The following is a 22256-nucleotide window of genomic DNA, read 5'->3' on the forward strand; positions in this document are numbered from 1 at the left end:
CTCCTGGGTCGTTGCGGTCAAAAGGGGGACGGGTGCCCCCTACCGCATTACAGGCCATCCTGCGGGGTGTCGGTTGTCAGACCACCGCGCGTTTTGCGCCGCGGGCGTTTGCGTCGAGCCGCGGGCTGGCCCGGGTCCGTCGGGGCGGCGCGCTGTACCAGCGGAATCACCCACAGCACCACCACTGCCAGCAGCGTGCCCAGGATGGCCGTGCTCTCACGCCCCAGGCCCGCGGCCACGCCGATGGCGGCCGTGAGCCAGATGCCGGCTGCGGTGGTCAGGCCCTTGACCTGACTTTCCGCGTCGCCCTTCAGGATGGTGCCCGCACCCAGGAAGCCGATGCCGGCGATCACCCCTTGCAGCACACGGCTGTTGTCCGCCGGGGCAATGCCCGCCTGCTGCGCGACGAGCACGAACAACGCGGCGCCCATGGCCACCAGCATGTGGGTGCGCATGCCCGCGGCCTTGCCGGCCTGCTCGCGCTCCCACCCCAGCAGGCCGCCCAGCAGCGCGGCCACGCCCATGCGCAAGACCACCCGCGTGGTTTGCTGGGGGTCGCCAATGTCCGAGAACTCGTGGGCGGCCACGGCCAGGGCGTCAGCCCACCAGCCGGTCATGGCGTGCCACGCCTGAAGACCAGGCGAGAAAGGGGCAAAGCGGGGAGGAAAGCGTGGGGCGCTGCACGGTGCATGGCCGCCAGTGTGAAGCGCGCAGACCGGGGTGGGCAGCGGCGGCCGCCGCTCCTGTGGGTAGGACACGGCCGGGTGGCGGGATGCTCCGAAAAGCTGCAGGGCGTTAGATAAAAATTGGCCGGTAGCGCTTGCTGGGTAAGCGCTATAAGCTACTCTTTTGGTAGCGAATCTTCGATGTCCTGCTGCCAGGGCAGGGTCCAGATGTGTTGCTGCCAATCCGGCGCTGCGTCCGCGTTTGGCTGCGGGGGTGCGCTGTCGGTGGTGGATGTTCTGGCAGCGGGCCACTGCAATCCACTGTGCAGCGTGACCAGGCGGCCGTCTGCGGGGTGGGGCAGGCTGAGCTGCCACGCATGCAGCCACAAGCGGTGCAGGCCCAGGCGCTGTGCCCACCAACGGTTGAGCGGCCCTTTGCCGTGGGTGGCGTCACCCAGGATGGGGTGGGCCAGATGCTTGAGGTGGCGACGGATCTGGTGGCGGCGCCCCGTGGTCGGCTCGGCCAGCACCAGCGATGCGCGCGTCGTGGCAAAGCGGGGGTCGCTGGACTCGGGCAGCTCCATCCGCGCCAGGCGCGTGAGGCGCGTATGGGCAGGTTGGGTGGGGGCGTCGGGCGGCGCGTCGTCGGGGCGCAGCGGGTGGTCCACTTCGGCCTGCGCCGGCGCCCAGCCGCGTACCAACGCCAGGTATTGCTTGCGCACGGCATGCCGGGCGAAGGCATCGGCCAGGGCCCGCGCGGCGGCGGGATGCAGGGCCATGACGAGCACGCCGCAGGTGCCCTTGTCCAGCCGGTGCACCGGGTAGACGTGCTGGCCGATCTGGTTGCGCAGCGCCTGCATCACGAAGCGCGTTTCGCCCGCGTCCAGACCTGTGCGGTGCACCAGCCAGCCCGCCGGCTTGAAAACGGCCACCATGTGCGCGTCCTGCCACAGCAGGCGCAGCGGAGGGTGCGCGGGCGTCAGGGGTTGCGTCCCGGGGTGAGCTGGATGGTACTCAGGCCCGAATGGGGCGGGTCCTGCTGCGAGGTGAGCCAATACACCCACAGGCCGCGCAGCCACGCGCCCATGTAGACGATGGACACGGTAAAGATGCCCCACTGCTCGGCCTTCCACGAGGCGTAGAACCAGAACGGCTGCCCCAGCAGCCCGAAGATGCAGGCCCAGCGGCGCAGCGCCGTTCTGCGCGCCTGCGACAGCCAGGCGGCGGTGGCACCCAGCAGGGCGATGGCGATCTGGTCAAGTCCCATGGTGATGTGGCCGTTGCGTGGCGATAGGGTGTTAACTGGATGTTTGTACAGCCATGATAACAGTGGCGGGGGCTGCAGCGGCCAGGCCCCCTGGAGGCGACGCGGGCGCGCTACGCCTTGGCGGTGGAGAGGGGGGAGCCGGGGAGCCGGTCGCGCCGGGCGATGAATTCGCGGGCCGCCTGGGCGCGTAGGGTGGCCCGGCCCAGCCCGGTGATGGTGATGACGCGTGCCGAACGCACGGATTCGCCTTCGCCGGGCAGTTCAGCCTGCACCATGCCCGCGGCGCGCAGAACACGCAGCTTGTCCACCTCTGCTTCATCGACGACGGGGGCGGGAAACTGGTCCCGCTGCGCAAGTTGACGGAGAAGTTCCATGGGCATGTGACTGGCTCCCGGTGGTGCGCCGCGCAAACGGTGCGGCGGACGGGGTTATTGTGGCCCCTGGGGCGAGGCCGGTACAACAAAGGCCCCGTTCTCAAGTAGGCAGTTCGGTGCCGTGCGCTGACCGACAATCCCGCCATGACTGTGTCTTCGCGCTCCACCTTCCTGCCCCTGTCGCTGCTGGCCGCGCCGCAGCGGGACGACCCGCACCCGCTGGTGCTGTACCACGGCCGCTGCGCCGACGGTTTTGCCGCCGCGCTGGCCGCCTGGCGCTTTTATGGCGGTCAGGTCGAATGCCTGGGGCTGACCCACGGGCAGGTGGACACCGTGGACGACCTGCCGTCGCTGCAGGGGCGGGCCGTGTACGTGCTGGACTTTGCGTTTGCGCCCGACCTGCTCGCCGCCATCGACGCGCGTGCCGCCCGGCTGGTACTGCTGGACCACCACAAGAGCGCGGCCGAGCAGTTGGAGGGCTTTGCCTGCCGCTGCGGGGGCCTGCACTTCGACATGGGCAAGTCTGGCGCGCGCCTGGCGTGGGAGTTTTTCCACCGTGACGCACCACTGCCCGCCCTGGTGCGCCACGTGGAAGACCGCGACCTGTGGGCCTGGCAGTACCCCGACACCGCGGGCTATGTGGCGGCGCTGGACATGGAGCCGTTCGACTTCGCCCGTTGGCAGCAGATCGCCGACTTCACGCCCGCCGAGACGGCGGCCTTCGTCGCACGCGGGCAAGCCATGGACGAGAAGTTCCGCCATTTGGCGCAGGACGTGGCGGGCGGCGCACAGCCGCTGGTGTTCAACGGCGAGGCCGGACTGATGGTGAATGCGCCCGGCGCCTTCCACAGCCTGGTGGGCGAGTTGCTGTCGCGCCAGAGCGGCACCTTCGCGCTGATGTGGGTGGTGGGCAAGGACGGGCAGGTCAAGGTGGGCCTGCGCTCGCAGCGCGGCTATGACTGCTCGCCCCTGGCCGTGAGCATGGGCGGTGGCGGCCATGCCCAGGCCTGCGGCTTTCGCCTGCCTGGCGAGCGGCTGGCGCAGTTGCTGTCAGGTGTGTTCCAGGCCGACGAAACGGGTGCGAGTTCCTAGCCAAAATGGCCAGTAGCGCTTGATGGATAAGCGCGAACAGCTATTGAAATGATAGTTGCCTACCGCTGCCGGCGCCGGTAGTCCCAGGGCGCCTGCGGGCGCGGCTGCGACCACAGCCCGGTCTGGCTGGCGCGTGCCTGGCGCTGCAGCGCCACCAGGTGCGGATAGCGCTTGGCCTGCGGTGCATAAACCCAGGCCAGGCCGGCGCGCACCTGGGCCGTGCCCACGTCCTGCCCCTGGCAGCGCACATGCGCCAGCGTGCGGCCGTAGTCGTCGTGGCCCAGCGTGCGCAGGGCGGCCTGCTGGCGAAAGCACAGGCGCGCCAGGTTCTGGCGCGCGCGCTGGCCGAAGGCCTGGCGGCTCTCGGGCGCGTCGATCGCTACCACGCGCACGCGCTGCGGGCGCCAGGTCCCCGGCGTGCCGCAACGCACGGTGAGCGTGTCGCCATCGCTGATGGCAATCACAAGGCAGAGGAGGGCGGCAGCAGACACGGGTGGGGCAGAGGTGAAGAGCGGATAAAAGCGCGGCGCGGTGGCGGTGGCGGTGGCGGTGGCGCGTCGGCATGCGGCCGCTGCGGCCGCGCCGCTGTCGCATGGTGACGCCGCAAGGGCGCGCACTATAACCGCGTGGGATGCGCGCTTGCAGGTCCGCGCGGCGTCGCGGCTTTGCCTGTACCGGTTGCCTAAAAAATGAGCGATGCGCTGCAACCCAATGCCGGCGCGGCCTGCGCGGGGTTGTCCCGGCGGTTGTCCACAGGGCCGCCCACAGGCGGTGGGCATAAGTGGTGCGGCGGCGGGGCATGCGCCAATGGCCGACAATCGCGGGTCGCACGCGGGCGAAGGCCTGCCCTTTCCTCGTTCGGGCGCCTGCCTGCTGTCCTCGTCCGGATGCGTGCCTGTCGTGTCTTGCCCGTGGCGGCGACGCCGTGTTGTCGCCGGGTTTCCCGCATCGTTTCTTGTCCACCTGCTGCCGTTGTGATCCAAGGTCTTGTTGCGTCCCTCGTCGCGTCCGTTCTGTTCGGCGCCATGTATTACCTGGCACCGGCGCTGGCGCCGCTGGATGGCGAGCAGATCTTCGGCTGGCGCGTGCTGTGCACGCTGCCGTTCACCACGGCGCTGCTGCTGGCGCGCGGGCAGTGGCCGCGCGTGCGCCTGCTGGCTGCGCGCGCGTGGCGGCAGCCGCTGCTGGCGCTGGGGCTGCTGGCCAGCGCCGCCATGCTGGGCGTGCAGCTGTGGCTGTTTTTATGGGCGCCGCTGCACGGGCGGGCGCTGCCGGTGTCGCTGGGCTACTTCCTGCTGCCGTTGGTGATGGTGCTGGCCGGGCGGGTGCTGTACCGCGAGCAGCTGTCGCACCTGCAGGGGCTGGCCACGGCACTGGCGGGCGCGGGTGTGCTGCACGAGGTGCTGCGCGCCGGCGGCATGTCGTGGGAGACCTGGCTGGTCGCACTGGGCTACACCGCGTATTTCGTGCTGCGCCGGCGCTTGGCCACCGACCACCTGGGCGGCCATTGGCTGGACATGCTGCTGCTGGTGCCCGCGGCGCTGTGGTTCGTGGTGCGCGCGCCGTCGTCCCTGCCGCTGGTGCTGGAGCATGCGCACCTGTGGGCGATGGTGCCCGTCCTGGGCGTGGTCAGCGCCGTGGCGCTGGCGCTGTACATGGCCGCCAGCCGCCTGCTGCCGCTGGGATTGTTTGGTCTCTTGAGCTATGTGGAGCCGGTGCTGCTGGCGCTTGTGGCGCTGGCGCTGGGCGAGAGCATCGGCGCGGCGCAGTGGCCTACCTATGGCCCCATCTTCGCCGCCGTGGCGCTGCTGGTGCTGGACGGCGCACTGCGCCTGCGCCGCCCGGCCGTGCAGGTTCAAGACAAAAAGCCGCTCTAGCGCCCATCCATCAAGCGCTGGCAGCTATTAAAATCGATGCAAACGGTGCCATTCGCAGCACCGCACAGCCACCCGAGGGAGCCCCCACATGCACGCCACCGTGTCCCGTCCGCGCCAGCGTTTGCGCGTCTTTTCTGCGGCGGGCGTGTGCTTCGCCCTGGCCACCGCTGGCCTGCTGGCGCTGCCCGCCGCGCCTGCGGGCGCGCGCGACGCGTCCACCGCCTGGGGCAAGCGCCTGGTGGAGTCGTTCGAATTGACGCCCGAAGACCTGGCACGGCTGGCGCGCCACCAGGACAAGACGGCCGGCAGCAAGCCCGCGGGCTTTTTCTCCGAAACGGTGGCCTGGAAGGCGCCGCGCGCGCTGGACCTGCCCGCCAGCGGCAACCCCTACACGCTGGTGGTGCACGTGGCCGGCGTGGCCCAGGCCGACGGCGAGGGTCTCACGCGCTGGATGGCCGGCTGGGACACGGACAACGGCACGCGCCTGTCGATGGTGCAGGGCGCTGCGTTCGGAACGGGCACGCGCGCGGGACAGGTGCTGCAGCTGGCGGGCACGGCCGGGCCGGTGAGCTTCAAGGAGGACCGCAAGGTGGCCCCGGCGCTGGAGTTCGCAGGCGCGAGCAACCTGCGGCTGGACGGCGTGCGCGTGGAGGTGTGGTCCGGCATGCGGCGCAGCTCGTTCGTCGAGCTGCTCATGTCCGCCGTGCCGCTACTCACGGGTGTGGTGTTCCTCGCGCTGGTCGTCTGGTGGCGCAAGCGCTAGCGCCGCGCGGCGCACTGCACACCGTGCAGGCCGCCCGTGGCGCTGGCGGGCGCGTGCCGCGCTAGAAGCCCAGCGGCTGGCCGGGCTTCCAGGCGTCGGCCAGGCGCTCGGCCTCGGCAATGTCGCTGGGATGCAGCTTGTCCTTGAGGCGGACCAGGCCTGCACGCGCGCTGGACGGGTAGTGCTGCTCGGTCAGCAGCGCGTCGCGCACCGGCGCGGCGCGCGAGGCGCGTTCGGCCAGCGTGAGCAGCATCCACGCGGGGACGGGGCGTTGGCTTACGGGATCGGCGCCCCGCGCGTAGAGCATGCCCAGGCTGTACAGGCCCGCGCCGTCGCCCTGGCGCGCGGCACGCAGGTACCAGTTCTCGGCCAGTGAGGGCTGGCGCGGCACATGTTCACCGCGCTCATACAGACCCCCCAGGCGCACGGCGGCGGTGGCATCGCCCGCGCGGGCGGCGCGCTCCAGCCATTGCAGCGCCTCGGCCGGGTCCAGCGGCTGGCCGATGGCGTTGCGGTAGCTGCTGCCACCCAGCAGCATGGAGCCCAGCAGCACCATGGCCCGCGGCTCGCCCTCGTCGGCCAGCGCGCGCACGGCAGGCAGTGCCTGGGCGCCTTCGCCCATGCGCCACTGGTGTTCCAGTGCATCGATGCGCGCCCGCCCGTCCTGCACGGCGCGGGCCTGGCTGACATCGGCGGCGCGGCTGTCGCTGGCGGCGCGTTGCACCTGTTGGGCGCTGCGCTGGCGCTCGCCGTTCCACTTCCAGCCCAGCAGCGCGGCCCCGGCCAGCACGGCGCTGCCCAGGGCGATCCAGGCCCAGGGCAGACCCGCGCTGGCCCGGGCGCGGCGCGGGTCCAGCGGGACGGGCTGGGTATCGTCCTCTTCATCGTGGCCCGCGCGTGCGCGTGGGCGCGGCGTGGCCTTGTCGTAGACCACCGCGCAGCGCGGGCATTGCCAGGCGGGGGCGGTGTCGCTGGCCTGGCGCGTGTAGTGGCAGCGTGGGCAGGTGCGTGCGACGTGCGATGAGGCCGCAGCAGGCGCGGGTTGCGTGGGCGCGGGGTCGAGCGGGGCGAGGGACAGGCCGTCGCCAGGGTTCGTGGTCATGGTGTTCAGTTCCTCCCGCCGCGATTGTCGCTGCTGGGTGGAGGGTGCTGAGCGTAAGTGAAGAATCCGGCGCAAAGCCAATGCAGGAAAGCGCCAGCAGCTCTACTTTTTGCGGTGGTGCGGCACTGGCGAGGGCGGGCTGGCGGGCTGCCAGCAGCCCGGCTCCAGCCCGTCCAGGGCGTAGGGGCCGATGGCCGCGCGCACCAACCGCAGCGTGGGGTGGCCCACGGCGGCGGTCATGCGGCGCACCTGGCGGTTGCGGCCTTCGCGGATGATGAGTTCGATCCAGCAGTCGGGAATGTTCTGGCGCACGCGGATGGGCGGATCGCGCTCCCAGAGGGCGGGGGGCGGCTCCAGCCGGCGCACGCGTGCGGGCAGGGTGGGGCCGTCGCCGAGCTGCACGCCCTGGCGCAGGGCCTGCAGCGCGGCCTCGTCAGGAATGCCCTCCACCTGCACCCAGTAGGTCTTCTCCATCTTGTGGCGCGGATCGCTGATGCGTGCCTGCAGCGCTCCGTCGTCGGTGAGCAGCAGCAGTCCCTCGCTGTCGGCATCGAGCCGCCCCGCCACATAGACGCCGGGCACGTCGATGAAGTCCTGGAGCCCGCGCCAGCGCCCCTCGGGCGTGAATTGGCTCAGCACGCCATAGGGCTTGTTGAAGCGCAGCAGCCGCGCCGCGCGCTGGGGGGCGGGCGCCAGCGCGGCCGCGGCCGCGGCCGCGGGGCGGCGCAGCGCCAGGCGCGGGCGTGGGGCGGGGGGCGTGCTCATGCGGGCAGGAACAGGGCCGGGTCTACCATGGTGCGGTTGAGCATCACGCCCCAGTGCAGGTGCGGGCCGGTCACGCGGCCGGTGGCCCCTACCCTGCAGAACGCATCGCCCGTGCGCAGTACGTCACCCACCTGGCAGTCCATGCGGCTGAGGTGGCAGTACATGCTGAGCAGGCCGCCGCCATGGTCCAGCCACACGGTGCCGCCGTTGAAGAAATAGTCGCCCACATCGATCACCCGGCCCGCCAGCGGCGCGGCGACAGGGGTGCCCGTGGCGGCGGCAATGTCCATGCCGCTGTGCGGATTGCGCGCCTGGCCGTTGAACACGCGCCGCAGACCGAAGCTGCTGGAGCGCCGTCCCGGCACGGGCTGGCGCATCTGCAGCCCCTCTGGCAGGGGCGTTGAAAAGGTGGCCATGACGTGCTGCTGGTGCGCGCGCTCACGCTCATGGCGGGCCAGGTCTTCGGGTGCCAGGTCCACCGTGCGCGGTGCCACGGTCAGGCGCTGCTCGCGGTACTGCTTGGCTGCCACGCGGTAAGCCACGCGCCGCGCCGGTGCGGTCGGCGTGGCCTGTACCGTCACCTCGGCCTCGCCCGTAGGCGCGGCCAGCGGAATGCCGACGATGGCCGTCCACTCGATCGCATCGCCCAGCACCAGCACCGGGACGTCGCCCGCGTGTACCACCGGCCGATCGGCCGCGGGGCCCAGCGACAGCCGGGCCACGCCCCCGGGCACAGCCAGGGCCTGCGGCCATTGCTGGGCGGTGCCCGCCCGGACCGGCGCGGGCACGCCGGGCGCCAGGGCGAGGCCCAGCGCCTGCAGCAGCGTGCGGCGCCGTGCGCCTGAGGGGGAAAGGGGCGGAAAAGTGGGGTCGCAAGGAAATGGCACGGCTGCAGTGTAGAGCGCTCATGGCCGGCGCCTGCCCGCCGCGTGGGCATGGTTATGCGCAAAGCTAAGGTTCTCATGCGCGTGCGAGGCAGTGGGTCATAATCCCTACCCAATGCCCTGGGCGCCATGGTGCCCGGGGCATTGCCACGTCTGGCCCGGCACTTGCGCCCACAAGGTGCGCGCCCGGCTCCAGGGCGCTCCACGGCTGCACCCACAAAGCACCGCCTGCACCTCAGGCGGTGTTTTCACTTGGGGCCTGGCTTTGTTCCCCTTTTGTTTATTCCATTTCGCTAGAAAGCAGATCGACCATGCGTCAAGAACATGACTTCATCGGTATCAAGACCATTCCCCCGGACGCGTATTGGGGCGTCCACACCGCTCGTGCCGTAGAAAACTTTCCCATCACCGGCCACACCGTGGCCCACATGCCCGAGTTGATCCGGGCCTTTGCCTTCGTCAAGAAGGCCGCCGCCCACGCCAATCTGCAGCTGGGCGCGATCAACGCAACCCAAGCCCGCGCCATTGCCCAAGCCTGCGACGACCTGATCGCCGGACAGTTGCACGACCAGTTCGTCGTGGACGTGATCCAGGGCGGTGCCGGCACCTCCACGAACATGAATGCCAATGAGGTGATCGCCAACCGTGCCCTGGAGCACCTGGGATTGCCCAAGGGCCGCTATGACACGATCCACCCGAACGATCACGTCAACGCATCGCAAAGCACTAACGATGCCTACCCCACGGCGCTGAAGATCGCCACCTATTTCGGTATCGAGACGCTGCTCAAGGCCCTGTCGGCCCTGCGCGGCGCGTTCGAGGCCAAGGCTGAGGAATTCAAGGGCATCCTGAAGATCGGCCGCACCCAGTTGCAGGATGCCGTGCCCATGACGCTGGGCCAGGAGTTTGCCGCCTTCGCCGCCATGATTGCCGACGATGAGCGCCGCCTGCGCGAGTCCGCTTACCTGATGACCGAGGTGAACATGGGCGGCACCGCCATCGGCACCGGCATCAACGCGCCCGTCGGCTACGTGGACGTGGTCATCCCTGAGCTGGCGCGGCTGTCGGGCGTGCCGGTCAAGGCTGCGGCCAACCTGATCGCCGCCACGTCGGACACGGGGGCCTTCGTTGACATCTCGGGCGTGCTCAAGCGCATCGCCGCCAAGCTCTCCAAGATCAGCAACGACCTGCGCCTGCTGTCCTCGGGACCGCAGGCCGGCGTGGGCGATATCCAGCTGCCCGCGCGCCAAGCAGGTTCGTCCATCATGCCCGGCAAGGTCAACCCCGTGATCCCCGAGGTGATGAACCAGGTGTGCTTCGAAGTGATCGGCAACGACGCCGCCATCACCATGGCTGCCGAAGCGGGCCAACTGCAGCTCAACGCCTTTGAGCCGCTGATGGGCTGGGCGCTGCACAAGAGCCTGCACCACCTGACCAGGGCCTGCCACACCCTGCAGGTGAACTGCGTGGAGGGCATCGCGGCCAACCAGGGGCTGCTGACGGAACGCATCGCCGCGTCGGTGACGCTGGTGACCGCGCTCAACCCGCTGATCGGCTACGAGAAGGCGGCCGCCATCGCCAAGTCGGCCATTGCCACGGGCAAGCCGATTGCCGTGGTGGCCGAGGACCTGGGCATCATGACCCAGGCCGAGATGCACAAGCTGCTGGTGGCCGAGCGCCTCACGCAGGCGGGCGCCATCCAGGCCGCTGATTGACGGGCGCTGCCGGGGCCTCGGCCGCTGCCGAAGGCGCCGGTAGGCCGCGGTGGCCATCCGCCCAAAAAAAAGCCCAGTCAGGGACTGGGCTTGAAGGGATCCAGGAAACCAGAGTTTCGAGAGGATCCAAGGAGACAACTGGAGGGCCCTGCGACGTTCATTCCCATCGCCGGGCCAGTGAGTGAATTATAGGGGTAAACCCTGAAATCTGCCAGCGACGTGGCAGCGATCCACTCAACGCTTGCGGGGAGCCGCGGTTGCGGCGGTCGCCGTCTTGGCGGCGGTGGCGGCAGAGCTGGCCACGGCGTTGAAGTTGGCTTCGGCCACATCGCTGGCCTGCTTCACGGCCTTTTGCACCGACTCGAAGGCGTTGTTGGCGGCAGACACAGCGCTCTTGAAGACGGCGACGGTGGTCTCGGAACCAGCGGGGGCGTTCTTGGCGGCGCTGTCCACCAGGTTGGTGAAGTTGCGCTGCACTTCTGCGGCCTGTGCTTCGAAGGTCTTGCCGAATTCGGCGCCCGTGCCGGAAGCGATGTCGTACAGGTGGCGGCTGTAAGCCACGGCCTTTTCCGCCAGGGGTTGGAACAGGCTGGCTTGCAGTGCGAGCAGCTCTTGTGCGTCCTTGGTGGACAGCACGGCCTGGGTGTGGCTGGCGGCTTCGGCCAGGGCGGCGCGCGAAGCGGTCACATTCAGTTCGACGAGCTTCTCCACGCCCTCGAAGGCCTTGTTCGTCAGGCCGAACAGGGTCTCCAGGTTGGCCTTGTGGGAAGCGAGGATTTGCTCAGGGGTCAGCGACATGTCATATCTCCATTGAATGCCCGGGATGGGCGGGTTGAGACATCTGCCCTGACTGACCTGTGCGTCATGTTGCAGTGCAGCATGAACCGAATTTTAGGGATCCTGTCGATAGGCGCAAGCATTTTTGTTGCAATGCAGCATTTTTAGGGGCAACTCCCAAAGTTCTGTTGGTTACATCTGGACCGGCGGTGGACTGCGCGCTGCCTATTACGAAGACAGGGGACAAGGGGAGGCCGCCGCTGGCCGCTGGCAGAATCAGCGCCTCATGAACACGTCCCTCTCTCCCTCAGGTGCGGCAGGCGCTGCAGGCACGGCCCCGCAGCCCCGGCCGCAGCCGCAGCCGCGCGAGGCCTACGCGGTGTTTCGCTCCATCGGTACGCGCTGGATGGACAACGACGTCTATGGCCATGTGAACAACGTCGTGTACTACAGCTGGTTCGACACCGCGGTGAACGCCTACCTGATCGAGCAGGGCGCGCTGGACATCCATCACGGCGACACCATTGGGCTGGTCATCGAGACGCAGTGCAACTATTTCGCGTCGCTGGCGTTCCCGCAAACCATCGACGCCGGCATCCGTGTGGCGCGGCTGGGTGACACGAGCGTGCGCTACGAGGTCGGCCTGTTCGCCCAGGGAGAGGCCATGAGTGCGGCTTGCGGCCACTTCGTGCATGTGTACGTGGGACGGGACGACCGCCGTCCGCGTGCGCTGCCCGATCGGCTGCGCCAGGCACTGCAGCCCTTGTGCGTGGCGCGTTGATCGCGGGCGCGGCGCGCCGGCTTTCCCTGAGGGCTGCCGGGGCTGCGCGCCGGTTCGCGGCGGCCCGGGTGGGTTGATGCCAGAATCAGGGGCTCGCCGGCCCGGCCACGCGTGTGTGGCGGCGCGGCGGATCCCCATCGCCATGTCCAGTAGCGGGACAGTCTGCCCCGCGCGCATCCATGATCATCACCAGCCTGCTCGACACCGACCTGTACAAGTTCACCATGATGCAGGTGGTGCTGCACCAGTTTCCGGGCGCGCAGGTGGAGTACCGCTTCAAGTGCCGCAACCCGGGTGTGGAGCTGGCGCCCTTCGTCAGCGAGATCCGCGACGAGATCCGCGCTTTGTGCAGCCTGCAGTTCCAGGACGCGGAGCTGGCCTACCTGCGCTCGCTGCGCTTCATCAAGAGCGACTTCGTCGACTTCCTGGGGCTGTTTCGCCTCAACGAGAAGTACATCCGCGTGAGCGCGCTGCCCTCGGGCGAGATCGACATCACCATCACCGGGCCCTGGCTGCACACCATCCTGTTCGAGATCCCGGTGCTGGCGATCGTGAACGAGGTGTACTTCCGCAACACGCAGAAGGTGCCCGACTTTCCCGAGGGGCGCCGCCGGCTCGAAGCCAAGATCGGCCAGCTGCAGCAGCCGGGGCTGGACAGCCTCAAGATTGCCGACTACGGCACGCGTCGGCGCTTTTCGCGCGCCTGGCACGAAGAGGTGCTGCGCGTGCTGTGCGTGCGCCTGGGCTCTGACGACCGGCGCGGCGCGCCGGGGCAGTTTGCGGGCACGAGCAACGTGTTGTACGCAATGAAGCTGGGCGTGACGCCGCTGGGCACCATGGCGCACGAATACCTGCAGGCCTGCCAGTCCCTCGGCCCGCGGCTGCGCGACAGCCAGGTGTTCGGCTTCGAGATGTGGGCCAAGGAATACCGCGGCGACCTGGGGATCGCGCTGTCCGACGTGTACGGCATGAGCGCCTTCCTGCGCGACTTCGACCTGTACTTCTGCAAGCTGTTCGATGGCGCGCGCCACGACAGCGGCGATCCCTTCGCATGGGGCGAGCGGCTGCTGCAGCACTACCGCGACAACCGCGTGGACCCATTGACCAAGACGCTGATCTTCAGCGACGCGCTGACCGTGCCGCGCATCATCGAGCTGTACCAGCGCTTCAACGGCCGCTGCCAGTTGGCGTTCGGCATCGGCACCAACCTGACCAACGACCTGGGCTACGAGCCACTGCAGATCGTGATCAAGATGACGCGCTGCAACGGCCAGCCCGTGGCCAAGCTGTCGGACGCACCCGGCAAGAACATGTGCAACGACGAGAAATACCTGGCTTACCTGCGCCAGGTGTTCGAGATTCCCTCGCCGCAGTGAGCGCGCGCCTGGCGCCGCCGGCGGCATTTCAACTTTCCCAAGAACGACCCGAGGAGACCTGTCCATGAACCCCATCCGCACCCTGGCCCTTGGGCTGCTGTGCCTGGCACCCGCGCTGGCGGGGGCGGCGGAGATCGACGGCAGCCAGCTGTCGGTGCTGTGGGGTGTCCCGTTTGCCGGCGTGCTGTTGAGCATTGCGCTGCTGCCGTTGCTGGCGCCGCTGTTTTGGCACCACCACTTCGGCAAGGTCACCGCCGCGTGGGCGCTGGCGTTTCTGGTGCCGTTTGCCGTGGTCTTTGGCCCCGGCGTGGCGGCGGCGGGCTTCGCGCATGCGCTGGTCGCGGAATACCTGCCCTTCGTGATCCTGCTCACGGCGCTGTTCACCGTGGCCGGTGGTATCTATATCCGTGGCAATCTGCACGGCAGCCCGGCCCTGAATGCCGGCTTTCTCGCCGTGGGCGCGGTGCTGGCCAGCTTCATGGGCACCACGGGCGCGTCCATGCTGCTGATCCGTCCGCTGATCCGTGCCAACGACAACCGCAAGCATGTGGCGCACGTGGTGGTGTTCTTCATCTTCATCGTCTCCAACGCCGGCGGCTCGCTCACGCCGCTGGGCGATCCGCCGCTGTTCCTGGGCTTCCTCAAGGGCGTGGATTTCTTCTGGACGGCGCGGCACGTGTTTCCGGAAACGCTGTTCCTGATTGGCGTGCTGCTGGTGCTGTTCTATGTAATGGACAGCTGGTACTACCGCCAGGCGGGTGAAGTCAGCCGCACCGACCCCACCCCCGATTCGGCACCGGCCGCGCTGGGTTTTGACGGCAAGATCAATTTCGTGCTGCTGCTGGCCGTGGTGGGGCTGGTGCTGCTCAGCGGCATCTGGAAGTCGCCCGTGGAATGGGTGATAGCCGGCACGCCGCTGGGCCTGCCCGGCCTGGTGCGCGATGCGGGGCTGATCGCGGTGACCGTGGCATCGCTGGCGCTGACGCCGCGGCAAGTGCATGCAGACAACCAGTTCGGCTGGGGCCCGATGCAGGAGGTGGCCAAGCTGTTCGCGGGCATCTTCCTGACCATCATTCCCGTCATTGCCATGCTCAAGGCCGGCGTGAACGGGCCTTTCGGAGCCATCGTCTCCGCCGTCACGCGGCCCGACGGCTCGCCCGATCCGGCGATGTATTTCTGGGCCACCGGCCTGCTCAGCTCCTTCCTGGACAACGCGCCCACCTACCTGGTGTTCTTCAACACGGCCGGCGGCGATGCGGCCACGCTGATGACCACGCATGCCGCCACGCTGGCCGCCATCTCGGCGGGCGCCGTGTTCATGGGCGCCAACACCTACATCGGCAACGCGCCCAACCTCATGGTCAAGGCGATTGCGGAGGACCGCGGCGTGAAGATGCCCAGCTTCTTCGGCTACATGCTGTGGTCGTGCGGCATCCTGTTGCCGCTGTTCGTCGTGATGACCTTCATCTGGTTGCAATGAGCCCGGGCCTGAACCGCGGGGTGCCTCGGCACGGCCCCGCGTTCAGGCTGCCGACACCTGACCGAAAGGAGCACTTCCCATGTCCAAGCCCCACATCCTCGTCGCGCGCAAGATCTTTCCCGAGGTCATTGAGCGCCTGACGCAGCATTTCGAGGTGTATGCCAACCAGGACGACAACCTGTGGACGCAGGCCGAGCTCATCGAGCGGCTGCAGGGCAAGGACGGCGCATTGCTCACCGGCACCCAGCCGGTGAACGCCGAGCTGCTGGCCGCCTGCCCGCAGCTGCGCATCGCGGCCAACATGACGGTGGGCTACAACAACTTCGACATCGCCGCGATGACCGCCGCCGGCGTGCAGGGCACCAACACGCCCGACGTGCTGACCGAGACCACGGCCGATTTCGGCTTTGCGCTGCTCATGGCCACGGCGCGGCGCATCACGGAGAGCGAGCATTACCTGCGCGCCGGCCAGTGGACGCGCTGGAGCTACGACATGTTCGCCGGCTGCGAGGTACATGGCAGCACGCTGGGCATCCTGGGCATGGGCCGCATCGGGCAGGGCATTGCCAAGCGTGGGGCGCATGGCTTTGGCATGAACGTGATCTACCACAACCGCTCGCGCCTGTCGCCCGCGCTGGAGGCCGAATGCAAGGCGCGTTACGTGGGCAAGGACGAGCTGCTGGCCCAGGCCGACCACCTGGTGCTGGTGCTGCCCTACACGCCCGAGTCGCACCACGCCATCGGCGCGGCCGAGATCGCGCGCATGAAGCCCACGGCCACGCTGATCAACATCGCGCGCGGCGGCATCGTGGATGACGCGGCGCTGGCTCAGGCGCTCAAGGAGCGCCGCATCGCTGCCGCGGGGCTGGACGTGTTCGAAGGCGAGCCCGCGGTGCACCCCGCGTTGCTGGAGGTGCCCAACGTGGTGCTCACCCCGCACATCGCCAGCGCCACCGTGCCCACGCGGCTCGCCATGGCGCAACTGGCGGCGGACAACCTGGTGGCGTTCTTCGACGGGCGCGGTGCCCTCACTCCCGTGAACACGCCCGCCAAGGTGTGAATGAAATTGGCCTCTGGCGCTTGATGGACAAGCGCTAACAGCTATTGTTTTGATAGTTCAAGAATGACATTCGAAATGACCGCCGCACTGGCGTTGCTGGTGCTCACCGTGGCGTTGCTGGCGGTGCTGCTGTTGCGCCGCCCGCGCGTGGACCTGCCGCTCGAATGGCTGGCGCGCCTGCAGACACTGGAATCTGCGGTGCAGGCCACGCAGCTGGCCGTGGCCAAGAATGACGGAGCGCTGGATGCCATGGCCCAGCAACTGCGCGGGTTCACCCAGACCACGCAGGCCCTGCTGGACGAGCGGCTGGCGCTGGCCGCGCAGGAGTCGCGCACCAGCCGCGGCGAGCTACAGGCGTCGTTTGCCGCGCTGCAGTCGCGTCTGGAGCAACACCTGGCGCAGGGGCGCGCCGATGCGGCCGTAGCCCGCAAGGAGCAGGCGGATGCGCTGGCCGCCTTTCGTGCCGAGCTGAGCCAGACAGCGCAGGCGCTGGCGGCCGACAGCCTGAAGTCGCGCGACGCCATGGCCGAGAGCACGCAGCTCTTCGGCCAGCGCATCCAGGAGCGCTTCGAGGCGCTGAGCGGCACGACGCGCGGCACGCTGGACTCGCTCAAGGGCGACATCCAGGGCCAGTTGGGCACCATGTCGGGTGCGCTGCGCGACCAGCTGGAAGGCACCACGCAGCAGCTGCGCAGCCAGTTCTCGGCCCTGCAGGAGTCCATGGGGCAACAGCTGTCCGGCCTGGTCGCCAGCAGCCAGAACAATGCCGAGGCGCTGCGCGGCGCGCTCAACGAGCGCCTGGCCGCCATCCAGGGCGACAACGCGGCCAAGCTGGAGGAGATGCGCCGCACCGTGGACGAAAAGCTGCACGCCACGCTGGAGCAGCGCCTGGGCGAGTCCTTCAAGTTGGTGAGCGACCGGCTGGAGCAGGTGCACAAGGGCCTGGGCGAGATGCAGACGCTGGCCGGCAGCGTCGGCGACTTGAAGCGCGTGATGACCAACGTGAAGACGCGCGGCACCTGGGGCGAAATGCAGCTGGGCGCGATCATCGACAACGTGCTCACGCCCGAGCAGTTCGCCCGCAACGTCAAGACCATGCCGGGCAGCGACGATCTGGTGGAATTTGCCATCCGCCTGCCGGGCAAGAGCGACGAGCAGCCCGTGTGGCTGCCCATCGACTCCAAGTACCCCGTGGAGCACTACCAGCGCCTGCTGGATGCGCAGGACACGGCGGACAAGCTCGCGATCACGGCCGCGGGCAACGCCTTCGAGTCGTCCATCCGCCTGGAGGCCAAGAAGATCTTCAGCAAATATGTGGCACCGCCATACACCACCGACTTCGCGGTGCTCTACCTGCCCACCGAAGGGCTGTTTGCCGAAGTCATGCGCCGCCCCGGGCTGGTCGAGGCGGTGCAGAACGACTGCCGCGTGATGATCACCGGGCCTGCCAATCTGGCGGCCATGCTCAGCAGCCTGCAGATGGGCTTCAAGACGCTGGCCATCGAGAAGCGCTCGTCCGAGGTGTGGAGCGTGCTGGGCCAGGTGAAGACCGAGTTCGCCAAGTTCGGCGACGTGGTGGAGGCTACGCGCAAGTCCATCGACGCGGCGGCCAAGAAGTTCGAGCAGGTGGATGTGCGCACACGTGCCATCCAGCGCAAGCTGCGCGGCGTGCAGGAGCTGCCCGCGCCGGAGCCGGCGGCGGGGCAGGGCGATGCAGCGGGCGCAACCTTGCCGGACCTGCTGATCGAAGACGAAGGCGAGTGACTTGAACCTGGCGCTCGCGCGGCTGATCGCCGGCCAGATCTGCATCCACGCCAGCATGGCGGGCATGCGCATGGCCGCGCCGCTGCTGGCGCTGCGCGAGGGCTACAGCGCGGCGGCCGTGGGCGTGCTGCTGGCGCTGTTCGCGCTCACGCAGGTGTTCCTGGCGCTGCCGGCGGGACGCTATGCCGACCGCCATGGGCTCAAGCGCCCGGTGCGCCACGCGGTCGTCGCGGCCGTCCTGGGTGCCGGCGCGGCGCTGGTGTGGCCGACGTTTGCGGTGCTGTGCGCTGCGGCACTGCTCACCGGTGGCGCCACGGGGGCTGCCACGATCGCCTTGCAACGCCACGTGGGTCGCGCCGCGCACGGCGGCACGCAGCTGCGCCAGGTCTTCAGCTGGCTGGCCATCGGGCCGGCGGTGTCCAACTTCGTGGGCCCGTTCTGCGCGGGGCTGCTGATCGATCACGCGGGTGCGCAGGCGGGCGCGACCACGGGCTTTCGCGCGGCCTTCGCGCTCATGGCCGTATTGCCGTTGGCCACCTGGTTCTGGGTGCGCGGCACGCAGGAGATGCCGCCAGTGGTGGCCGCGGAGGACGGCACGCGCGCGCGGGCCTGGGACCTGCTGGCCGAGCCCGGCTTTCGGCGGCTGCTCATCGTGAACTGGCTGCTGTCGTCGTGCTGGGACGTGCACACCTTCGTGGTGCCGCTGCTGGGGCATGAGCGGGGGCTGTCGGCCTCGGTGATCGGCTCCATCCTCGGCGCGTTCGCGATTGCCGCGGCGGTGATCCGCGTGCTCATGCCGCTGGTGGCCGACCGGCTGCGCGAATCCACCGTGGTCACCGGCGCCATGGTGGCGACGGCACTGCTGTTCGCGGTCTATCCGCTGCTGCCGACGGCCGTGGCTCTGGGAGCGTGCTCGGTGCTGCTGGGGTTCGCGCTGGGCTCGGTGCAGCCCATGATCATGAGCATGCTGCACCAACTCACGCCCGCGCACCGCCATGGCGAGGCGCTGGGTCTGCGGCTGATGGCGATCAACGGCTCCAGCGTGGTGATGCCGCTGCTGTTTGGCACCGCGAGCGCGCTGGTAGGGCTGAGTGGCCTGTTCTGGGCCGTGGGCGCCACTGTGGGGCTGGGTGCGCGCGTGGCCTGGCGGCTGCGCGGCGAGGCGCCAGCCCCTCCGCCGCATCCCTGACAGGCCTGGACTGTCAAGGCGGTCCGCACGGGGCGCCGCGCCGCTGGTGCGCGGTCAGAGTTCGTAGAACGTGCGGATGATGCTCCAGGCCTCGGCTGGGTCGTCGGTGTAGTGGAACAGCTGGAGGTCCTCGGGCGAGATCGTGCCTTGCTCCACGAGCGCCTCGAAGTTGATCAGCTTCTTCCAGAAGGCCACGCCGAACAACACGATGGGCACGGGCTTGGCCTTGCCCGTCTGCACCAGCGTGAGCACCTCGAACAGTTCGTCCAGCGTGCCGAAGCCGCCAGGGAACAGCACCAGGGCCTTGGCGCGCATCATGAAGTGCATTTTGCGCAGCGCGAAATAGTGGAACTTGAACGACAGCGAGGGCGAGATGAAGCGGTTGCCGCTTTGCTCGTGCGGCAGCGAGATGTTGAGGCCCACGTTGAGCGCCCCTGCGTCGTGCGCGCCACGGTTGGCCGCCTCCATGATGCCCGGCCCGCCGCCGGTGCAGATGTACAGGCGCTCGGCGGGCGGACGGCTCTCGCTGTACTCGGCCACCAGGCGCGCGAACTGGCGGGCCTGTTCGTAGTAATACGCGTTCTTTACCGCACGCTCGGCGCGCGCAATGCGCTCGGTATCGCCGCTGGCGCGTGCATCGGCCAGTTGCTGCTCGGCCGCTTCGGGCGAGATGAAGCGTGCGCTGCCGTACACCACGACGGTGTGCTCGATGCCCTGCGCCGTCTGGCCCAGGTCGGGCTTCAGCAGCTCCAGTTGAAAACGGATGCCGCGCGTCTCGCGGCGCAACATGAACTCGGGGTCGGCGAAGGCGAGGCGGTAGGCGTCGGCGTGCAGCGGATTGCCGGCAACGGCGTAGTTGTGCAGCTCGGCCCAGGCATGCGCCAGGCGGCTGTCTTGAAGGTCGGTATTGGCTTGCATGGATGATTTTTCAGTGGAGGCGGCTGTCTGTGGGGCAGTCGCCGGGGTGCGCAGTGTAGCGAGGGGATTTTAATGAAAATGGCCTGTAGCGCTTATGTATCAAGCGCTAGCAGCTATTAAATTAATAGTGATCAAACGCCTTGCCGCGCGCCCGCCCACAGCCAGGGCAGGCTGTGCAGCCCGGCCCAGGTCATGCACAGCGAGCCGGCCACATGCAGCGCACACAAGCCCAGGGCCTGCGCCAGGCGCTGCTGCTGCAGCAGCCCGACCACTTCGGCCGAGAAGGTGGAGAAGGTGGTCAGCGCCCCCAAAAAGCCCGTGATGAGCAGCGCGCGCCAGACCGGGTCCAACTGCGGCAGTGCCTGGAACAGCGCCAGGCACAGGCCGATGAGGTAGCCGCCGATGAGGTTGGCCGCTAGCGTGCCCCAGGGCAGCAGCGCGCCCTGCGTGTTGAGCCACAGGCCCAGCCGCCAGCGCGCGAGCGCGCCGGCGCAGGCACCGGCGCAGATGGCAAGAACGTGGAACATCGGCGCATTGTAGGGAGGCGCTGCCGAGCGGCGGCGGCCTGGTCAACGCGCCGTCATTTGCTGCGGGAGCCAGGTCACGATGCCCGGAAACACATAGATCAGCGTGACGGCCGCGCACATCAGCAGGAACATGGGAGCGGTCACGCGGGCGATCCACGGCAGCTGCTTGCCCGTCATGCCCTGCAGCACGAACAGGTTGAAGCCCACCGGCGGGGTAATCTGCGCCATCTCCACCACCAGCACGATGAAGACGCCGAACCAGATCGGGTCGATGCCCGCTGCGCTCACCGTGGGCATCAGCACGCCCATGGTCAGCACCACCATGGAGATGCCGTCCAGGAAGCAGCCCAGCACGATGTAGAACACGGCCAGCGCCACCACCAGTTGCGCCTGGCTCAGCCCCAGCGAAGAGATCCATTCCGCCAGGTGCCGCGGCAGGCCGATGTAGCCCATGGCCAGCGTGAGGAAGGCCGCGCCCGCGAGGATCAGCGCGATCATGCAGTACAGCCGCGTGGCGCCCATGAGCGCGTCGCGAAAGCTCGCCCAGTTCAGCGACCCCTGCGCCGCGGACAGCACCAGCGAGCCCACCACGCCCACGGCCGCGGCTTCGGTGGCGGTGGCGATGCCCGTGTAGATGGAGCCCAGCACCGCGGCGATGAGCAGCACCACGGGAATCAGCGCGCGCGATTCGCGCAGCTTGTCCAGCAGGCCCATCTGCCGATCTGCCGCTGGGACCTGGTCGGGGTGGCGCAATGCCCAGAACATGATGTAGCCCGAGAACAGCGCGGCCAGCAGCACCCCGGGCAGCATGCCGGCAATGAACAGCTTGGAGATCGATACCTCGGCCGTCACACCGTAGACGATCATGATGATCGAGGGCGGGATCAGCAGGCCCAGCGTGCTGGCGCCGGCCAGCGTGCCGATGACCATCTTCTCGGGGTAGCCGCGGCGCGTGAGCTCGGGCAGCGTCATCTTGCCGATGGTGGCGCAGGTGGCGGCGCTGGACCCCGACACGGCGGCAAAGATGGTGCAGCCCACCACGTTGGTGTGCAGTAGCCGCCCGGGCAGGCCCTGCACCCACGGGGCCAGGCCCTTGAACATGTCTTGCGACAGCCGCGTGCGAAACAGGATCTCGCCCATCCAGATGAAGAGGGGCAGGGCGGTGAGCGTCCAGCTCGACGATGAGCCCCAGATGGTCACCGCCATGGCGTCGCCCGCGGGGCGCGAGGAAAACAATTGCATGCCGATCCAGGCCACGCCCGAGAGCGTGAGCCCGATCCATACGCCGCTGCCCAGGATCAGGAACAGCGACAGGATCAACAGGCCGGTGATGGCAAGGTCACTCATGAAGGCGTCTTCCGGTCATTCGTTGCGCAGGGCTTCGCCCGGCGTGGCGCCCGCGCGCCGGCCCAGGAGCTGCAGCACCAGTTCGTCCGCGAAGGCAATCGCCATCACCATCGCGCCTACGCCCATGGACAGCTGCGGCAGCCACAGCGGCGTGGCGTCGCTGCTGGTGGAGATGTCGTTGAACGCATGCGACTGCCAGGCCAGCCGCACGCTGTAGTACGCGAACAGCACGGCCAGCAGCGTGCCCAGGGCCAGCGCGAACAGCTCCAGCGCCTGGTGCGCGCGCCCCTTGAGGGCGCTCAGCACCAGCGTCACGCGGATGTGCTCGCCGCGCTTGAGGGTATGCGCCAGCGCCAGAAAGCCCGCAGCCGCCATGAGGTAGCCCGCATAGGCGTCGATGCCCGGCACATGGAAGCTGAGCTGCCGGCTCACGATGGACAGCAGCACGGCGCACAGAAGCGCCACCATGCACAGCGCCGCCAGCGCGGCGGCGCCGTCATAGAGGAAGTTCAACAGGCGTCGCATCGTGGTCT

Annotated in this window: 23 protein-coding genes; 10 read left to right on the forward strand and 13 right to left on the reverse strand. The window is 68.8% G+C overall.

From position 1 onward, the window contains the following. Positions 1-47 precede the first annotated feature (47 nt). The 4 genes from AC1PPL_RS18340 to AC1PPL_RS18355 all read right to left on the reverse strand — a co-directional run bounded on the left by AC1PPL_RS18340 (position 48) and on the right by AC1PPL_RS18355 (position 2306). Entirely contained in the window at positions 48-617 is a 570-nt protein-coding gene (locus tag AC1PPL_RS18340) for an MgtC/SapB family protein (protein ID WP_479973881.1), read from the reverse strand. 224 nt (positions 618-841) lie between these two features. Continuing rightward, a complete protein-coding gene (locus tag AC1PPL_RS18345) occupies positions 842-1648 on the reverse strand; it encodes a pseudouridine synthase (protein WP_479973902.1) in 807 nt (268 codons plus the stop codon). Next, positions 1645-1932 (reverse strand): hypothetical protein, encoded by a 288-nt coding sequence (locus tag AC1PPL_RS18350; protein ID WP_479973882.1) that lies wholly within the window; start codon positions 1930-1932, stop codon positions 1645-1647. The genes AC1PPL_RS18345 and AC1PPL_RS18350 overlap by 4 nt, the downstream gene beginning before the upstream one ends. 110 nt (positions 1933-2042) lie before the next feature. Beyond that, a complete protein-coding gene (locus AC1PPL_RS18355; protein WP_312793627.1) occupies positions 2043-2306 on the reverse strand; it encodes a hypothetical protein in 264 nt (87 codons plus the stop codon). Positions 2307-2450: 144 nt separating this feature from the next. Here AC1PPL_RS18355 and AC1PPL_RS18360 point away from each other — a divergent pair, with 144 nt between their 5' ends. After that, on the forward strand, positions 2451-3398 hold the full coding sequence (locus AC1PPL_RS18360; protein WP_287966219.1) for a DHH family phosphoesterase: 948 nt from the start codon (positions 2451-2453) through the stop codon (positions 3396-3398). 59 nt (positions 3399-3457) lie between these two features. Here AC1PPL_RS18360 and AC1PPL_RS18365 read toward each other — a convergent pair whose 3' ends face one another. Then, on the reverse strand, positions 3458-3889 hold the full coding sequence (locus AC1PPL_RS18365; RefSeq protein ID WP_479973883.1) for a thermonuclease family protein: 432 nt from the start codon (positions 3887-3889) through the stop codon (positions 3458-3460). A gap of 483 nt (positions 3890-4372) precedes the next feature. Here AC1PPL_RS18365 and rarD point away from each other — a divergent pair, with 483 nt between their 5' ends. Then, complete coding sequence (gene rarD, locus AC1PPL_RS18370) at positions 4373-5275, forward strand: EamA family transporter RarD (RefSeq protein WP_479973884.1); 903 nt, start codon at positions 4373-4375, stop codon at positions 5273-5275. An 88-nt stretch (positions 5276-5363) separates the two neighbouring features. Further along, positions 5364-6038: a hypothetical protein gene (locus AC1PPL_RS18375; RefSeq protein WP_479973885.1), complete on the forward strand. Its 675-nt coding sequence runs from the start codon at positions 5364-5366 to the stop codon at positions 6036-6038. Between the two features lie 61 nt (positions 6039-6099). Here the strand turns inward: AC1PPL_RS18375 and AC1PPL_RS18380 are convergent, their stop codons facing one another. From AC1PPL_RS18380 to AC1PPL_RS18390, 3 genes are all read right to left on the reverse strand, one after another. Continuing rightward, positions 6100-7140 carry a tetratricopeptide repeat protein gene (locus tag AC1PPL_RS18380; RefSeq protein WP_479973886.1) on the reverse strand — a complete coding sequence of 347 codons (1041 nt, stop codon included), beginning with the start codon at positions 7138-7140 and terminating at the stop codon, positions 6100-6102. A gap of 102 nt (positions 7141-7242) precedes the next feature. After that, positions 7243-7905, reverse strand: a complete 663-nt coding sequence (locus AC1PPL_RS18385) for a pseudouridine synthase (protein WP_479973887.1) — start codon at positions 7903-7905, stop codon at positions 7243-7245. Further along, the gene (locus AC1PPL_RS18390) at positions 7902-8792 is read right to left on the reverse strand and encodes a peptidoglycan DD-metalloendopeptidase family protein (RefSeq protein WP_479973888.1); all 891 of its coding nucleotides are present in this window, start codon (positions 8790-8792) and stop codon (positions 7902-7904) included. Before AC1PPL_RS18390 ends, AC1PPL_RS18385 begins: the two co-directional genes overlap by 4 nt. Before the next feature lie 308 nt (positions 8793-9100). Between AC1PPL_RS18390 and AC1PPL_RS18395 the strand changes: the two genes are divergently transcribed. Continuing rightward, on the forward strand, positions 9101-10504 hold the full coding sequence (locus AC1PPL_RS18395) for an aspartate ammonia-lyase (protein WP_479973889.1): 1404 nt from the start codon (positions 9101-9103) through the stop codon (positions 10502-10504). A 234-nt stretch (positions 10505-10738) separates the two neighbouring features. On the opposite strand, the gene AC1PPL_RS18400 is transcribed toward AC1PPL_RS18395, so the two are convergent. Beyond that, positions 10739-11302: a phasin family protein gene (locus AC1PPL_RS18400; RefSeq protein WP_015912985.1), complete on the reverse strand. Its 564-nt coding sequence runs from the start codon at positions 11300-11302 to the stop codon at positions 10739-10741. Positions 11303-11567: 265 nt separating this feature from the next. On the opposite strand from AC1PPL_RS18400, the gene AC1PPL_RS18405 reads away from it, so the two are divergent. From AC1PPL_RS18405 to AC1PPL_RS18430, 6 genes are all read left to right on the forward strand, one after another. Further along, entirely contained in the window at positions 11568-12062 is a 495-nt protein-coding gene (locus AC1PPL_RS18405) for an acyl-CoA thioesterase (RefSeq protein WP_172206649.1), read from the forward strand. 179 nt (positions 12063-12241) lie between these two features. Next, complete coding sequence (pncB, locus tag AC1PPL_RS18410) at positions 12242-13438, forward strand: nicotinate phosphoribosyltransferase (protein ID WP_011805692.1); 1197 nt, start codon at positions 12242-12244, stop codon at positions 13436-13438. Positions 13439-13502: 64 nt separating this feature from the next. Next, positions 13503-14918, forward strand: coding sequence for a sodium:proton antiporter (locus AC1PPL_RS18415; RefSeq protein ID WP_479973890.1), 1416 nt, complete (start codon positions 13503-13505; stop codon positions 14916-14918). 79 nt (positions 14919-14997) lie between these two features. Next, positions 14998-15978, forward strand: coding sequence for a 2-hydroxyacid dehydrogenase (locus AC1PPL_RS18420; protein ID WP_011805690.1), 981 nt, complete (start codon positions 14998-15000; stop codon positions 15976-15978). Positions 15979-16041: 63 nt separating this feature from the next. Further along, positions 16042-17742 (forward strand): DNA recombination protein RmuC, encoded by a 1701-nt coding sequence (locus AC1PPL_RS18425; RefSeq protein WP_479973891.1) that lies wholly within the window; start codon positions 16042-16044, stop codon positions 17740-17742. A gap of 1 nt (position 17743) precedes the next feature. Next, entirely contained in the window at positions 17744-18931 is a 1188-nt protein-coding gene (locus tag AC1PPL_RS18430; RefSeq protein ID WP_479973892.1) for an MFS transporter, read from the forward strand. A 54-nt stretch (positions 18932-18985) separates the two neighbouring features. Here the strand turns inward: AC1PPL_RS18430 and AC1PPL_RS18435 are convergent, their stop codons facing one another. From AC1PPL_RS18435 to AC1PPL_RS18450, 4 genes are all read right to left on the reverse strand, one after another. Continuing rightward, a complete protein-coding gene (locus AC1PPL_RS18435) occupies positions 18986-19849 on the reverse strand; it encodes an LOG family protein (RefSeq protein WP_424296003.1) in 864 nt (287 codons plus the stop codon). A 131-nt stretch (positions 19850-19980) separates the two neighbouring features. Continuing rightward, positions 19981-20376: a fluoride efflux transporter CrcB gene (gene crcB, locus AC1PPL_RS18440; RefSeq protein WP_011805686.1), complete on the reverse strand. Its 396-nt coding sequence runs from the start codon at positions 20374-20376 to the stop codon at positions 19981-19983. Positions 20377-20418: 42 nt separating this feature from the next. After that, positions 20419-21723: a TRAP transporter large permease gene (locus tag AC1PPL_RS18445; RefSeq protein WP_312129784.1), complete on the reverse strand. Its 1305-nt coding sequence runs from the start codon at positions 21721-21723 to the stop codon at positions 20419-20421. Between the two features lie 15 nt (positions 21724-21738). Then, positions 21739-22248 carry a TRAP transporter small permease gene (locus AC1PPL_RS18450; RefSeq protein ID WP_252101004.1) on the reverse strand — a complete coding sequence of 170 codons (510 nt, stop codon included), beginning with the start codon at positions 22246-22248 and terminating at the stop codon, positions 21739-21741. Between the last annotated feature and the right edge of the window lie 8 nt (positions 22249-22256).

It is taken from the genome of Diaphorobacter sp. B2A2W2, from assembly GCF_056730635.1.

Coding starts and splice junctions, on each gene's coding strand:
- AC1PPL_RS18340 (WP_479973881.1), bottom strand. CDS start 617: ATGACCGGCTGGTGGGCTGACGCCCTGGCCGTGGCCGCCCACGAGTTC.
- AC1PPL_RS18350 (WP_479973882.1), bottom strand. CDS start 1,932: ATGGGACTTGACCAGATCGCCATCGCCCTGCTGGGTGCCACCGCCGCC.
- AC1PPL_RS18355 (WP_312793627.1), bottom strand. CDS start 2,306: ATGGAACTTCTCCGTCAACTTGCGCAGCGGGACCAGTTTCCCGCCCCC.
- AC1PPL_RS18360 (WP_287966219.1), top strand. CDS start 2,451: ATGACTGTGTCTTCGCGCTCCACCTTCCTGCCCCTGTCGCTGCTGGCC.
- AC1PPL_RS18375 (WP_479973885.1), top strand. CDS start 5,364: ATGCACGCCACCGTGTCCCGTCCGCGCCAGCGTTTGCGCGTCTTTTCT.
- AC1PPL_RS18380 (WP_479973886.1), bottom strand. CDS start 7,140: ATGACCACGAACCCTGGCGACGGCCTGTCCCTCGCCCCGCTCGACCCC.
- AC1PPL_RS18385 (WP_479973887.1), bottom strand. CDS start 7,905: ATGAGCACGCCCCCCGCCCCACGCCCGCGCCTGGCGCTGCGCCGCCCC.
- AC1PPL_RS18395 (WP_479973889.1), top strand. CDS start 9,101: ATGCGTCAAGAACATGACTTCATCGGTATCAAGACCATTCCCCCGGAC.
- AC1PPL_RS18400 (WP_015912985.1), bottom strand. CDS start 11,302: ATGTCGCTGACCCCTGAGCAAATCCTCGCTTCCCACAAGGCCAACCTG.
- AC1PPL_RS18405 (WP_172206649.1), top strand. CDS start 11,568: ATGAACACGTCCCTCTCTCCCTCAGGTGCGGCAGGCGCTGCAGGCACG.
- pncB (WP_011805692.1), top strand. CDS start 12,242: ATGATCATCACCAGCCTGCTCGACACCGACCTGTACAAGTTCACCATG.
- AC1PPL_RS18415 (WP_479973890.1), top strand. CDS start 13,503: ATGAACCCCATCCGCACCCTGGCCCTTGGGCTGCTGTGCCTGGCACCC.
- AC1PPL_RS18420 (WP_011805690.1), top strand. CDS start 14,998: ATGTCCAAGCCCCACATCCTCGTCGCGCGCAAGATCTTTCCCGAGGTC.
- AC1PPL_RS18425 (WP_479973891.1), top strand. CDS start 16,042: ATGACATTCGAAATGACCGCCGCACTGGCGTTGCTGGTGCTCACCGTG.
- AC1PPL_RS18435 (WP_424296003.1), bottom strand. CDS start 19,849: ATGCAAGCCAATACCGACCTTCAAGACAGCCGCCTGGCGCATGCCTGG.
- crcB (WP_011805686.1), bottom strand. CDS start 20,376: ATGTTCCACGTTCTTGCCATCTGCGCCGGTGCCTGCGCCGGCGCGCTC.
- AC1PPL_RS18445 (WP_312129784.1), bottom strand. CDS start 21,723: ATGAGTGACCTTGCCATCACCGGCCTGTTGATCCTGTCGCTGTTCCTG.
- AC1PPL_RS18450 (WP_252101004.1), bottom strand. CDS start 22,248: ATGCGACGCCTGTTGAACTTCCTCTATGACGGCGCCGCCGCGCTGGCG.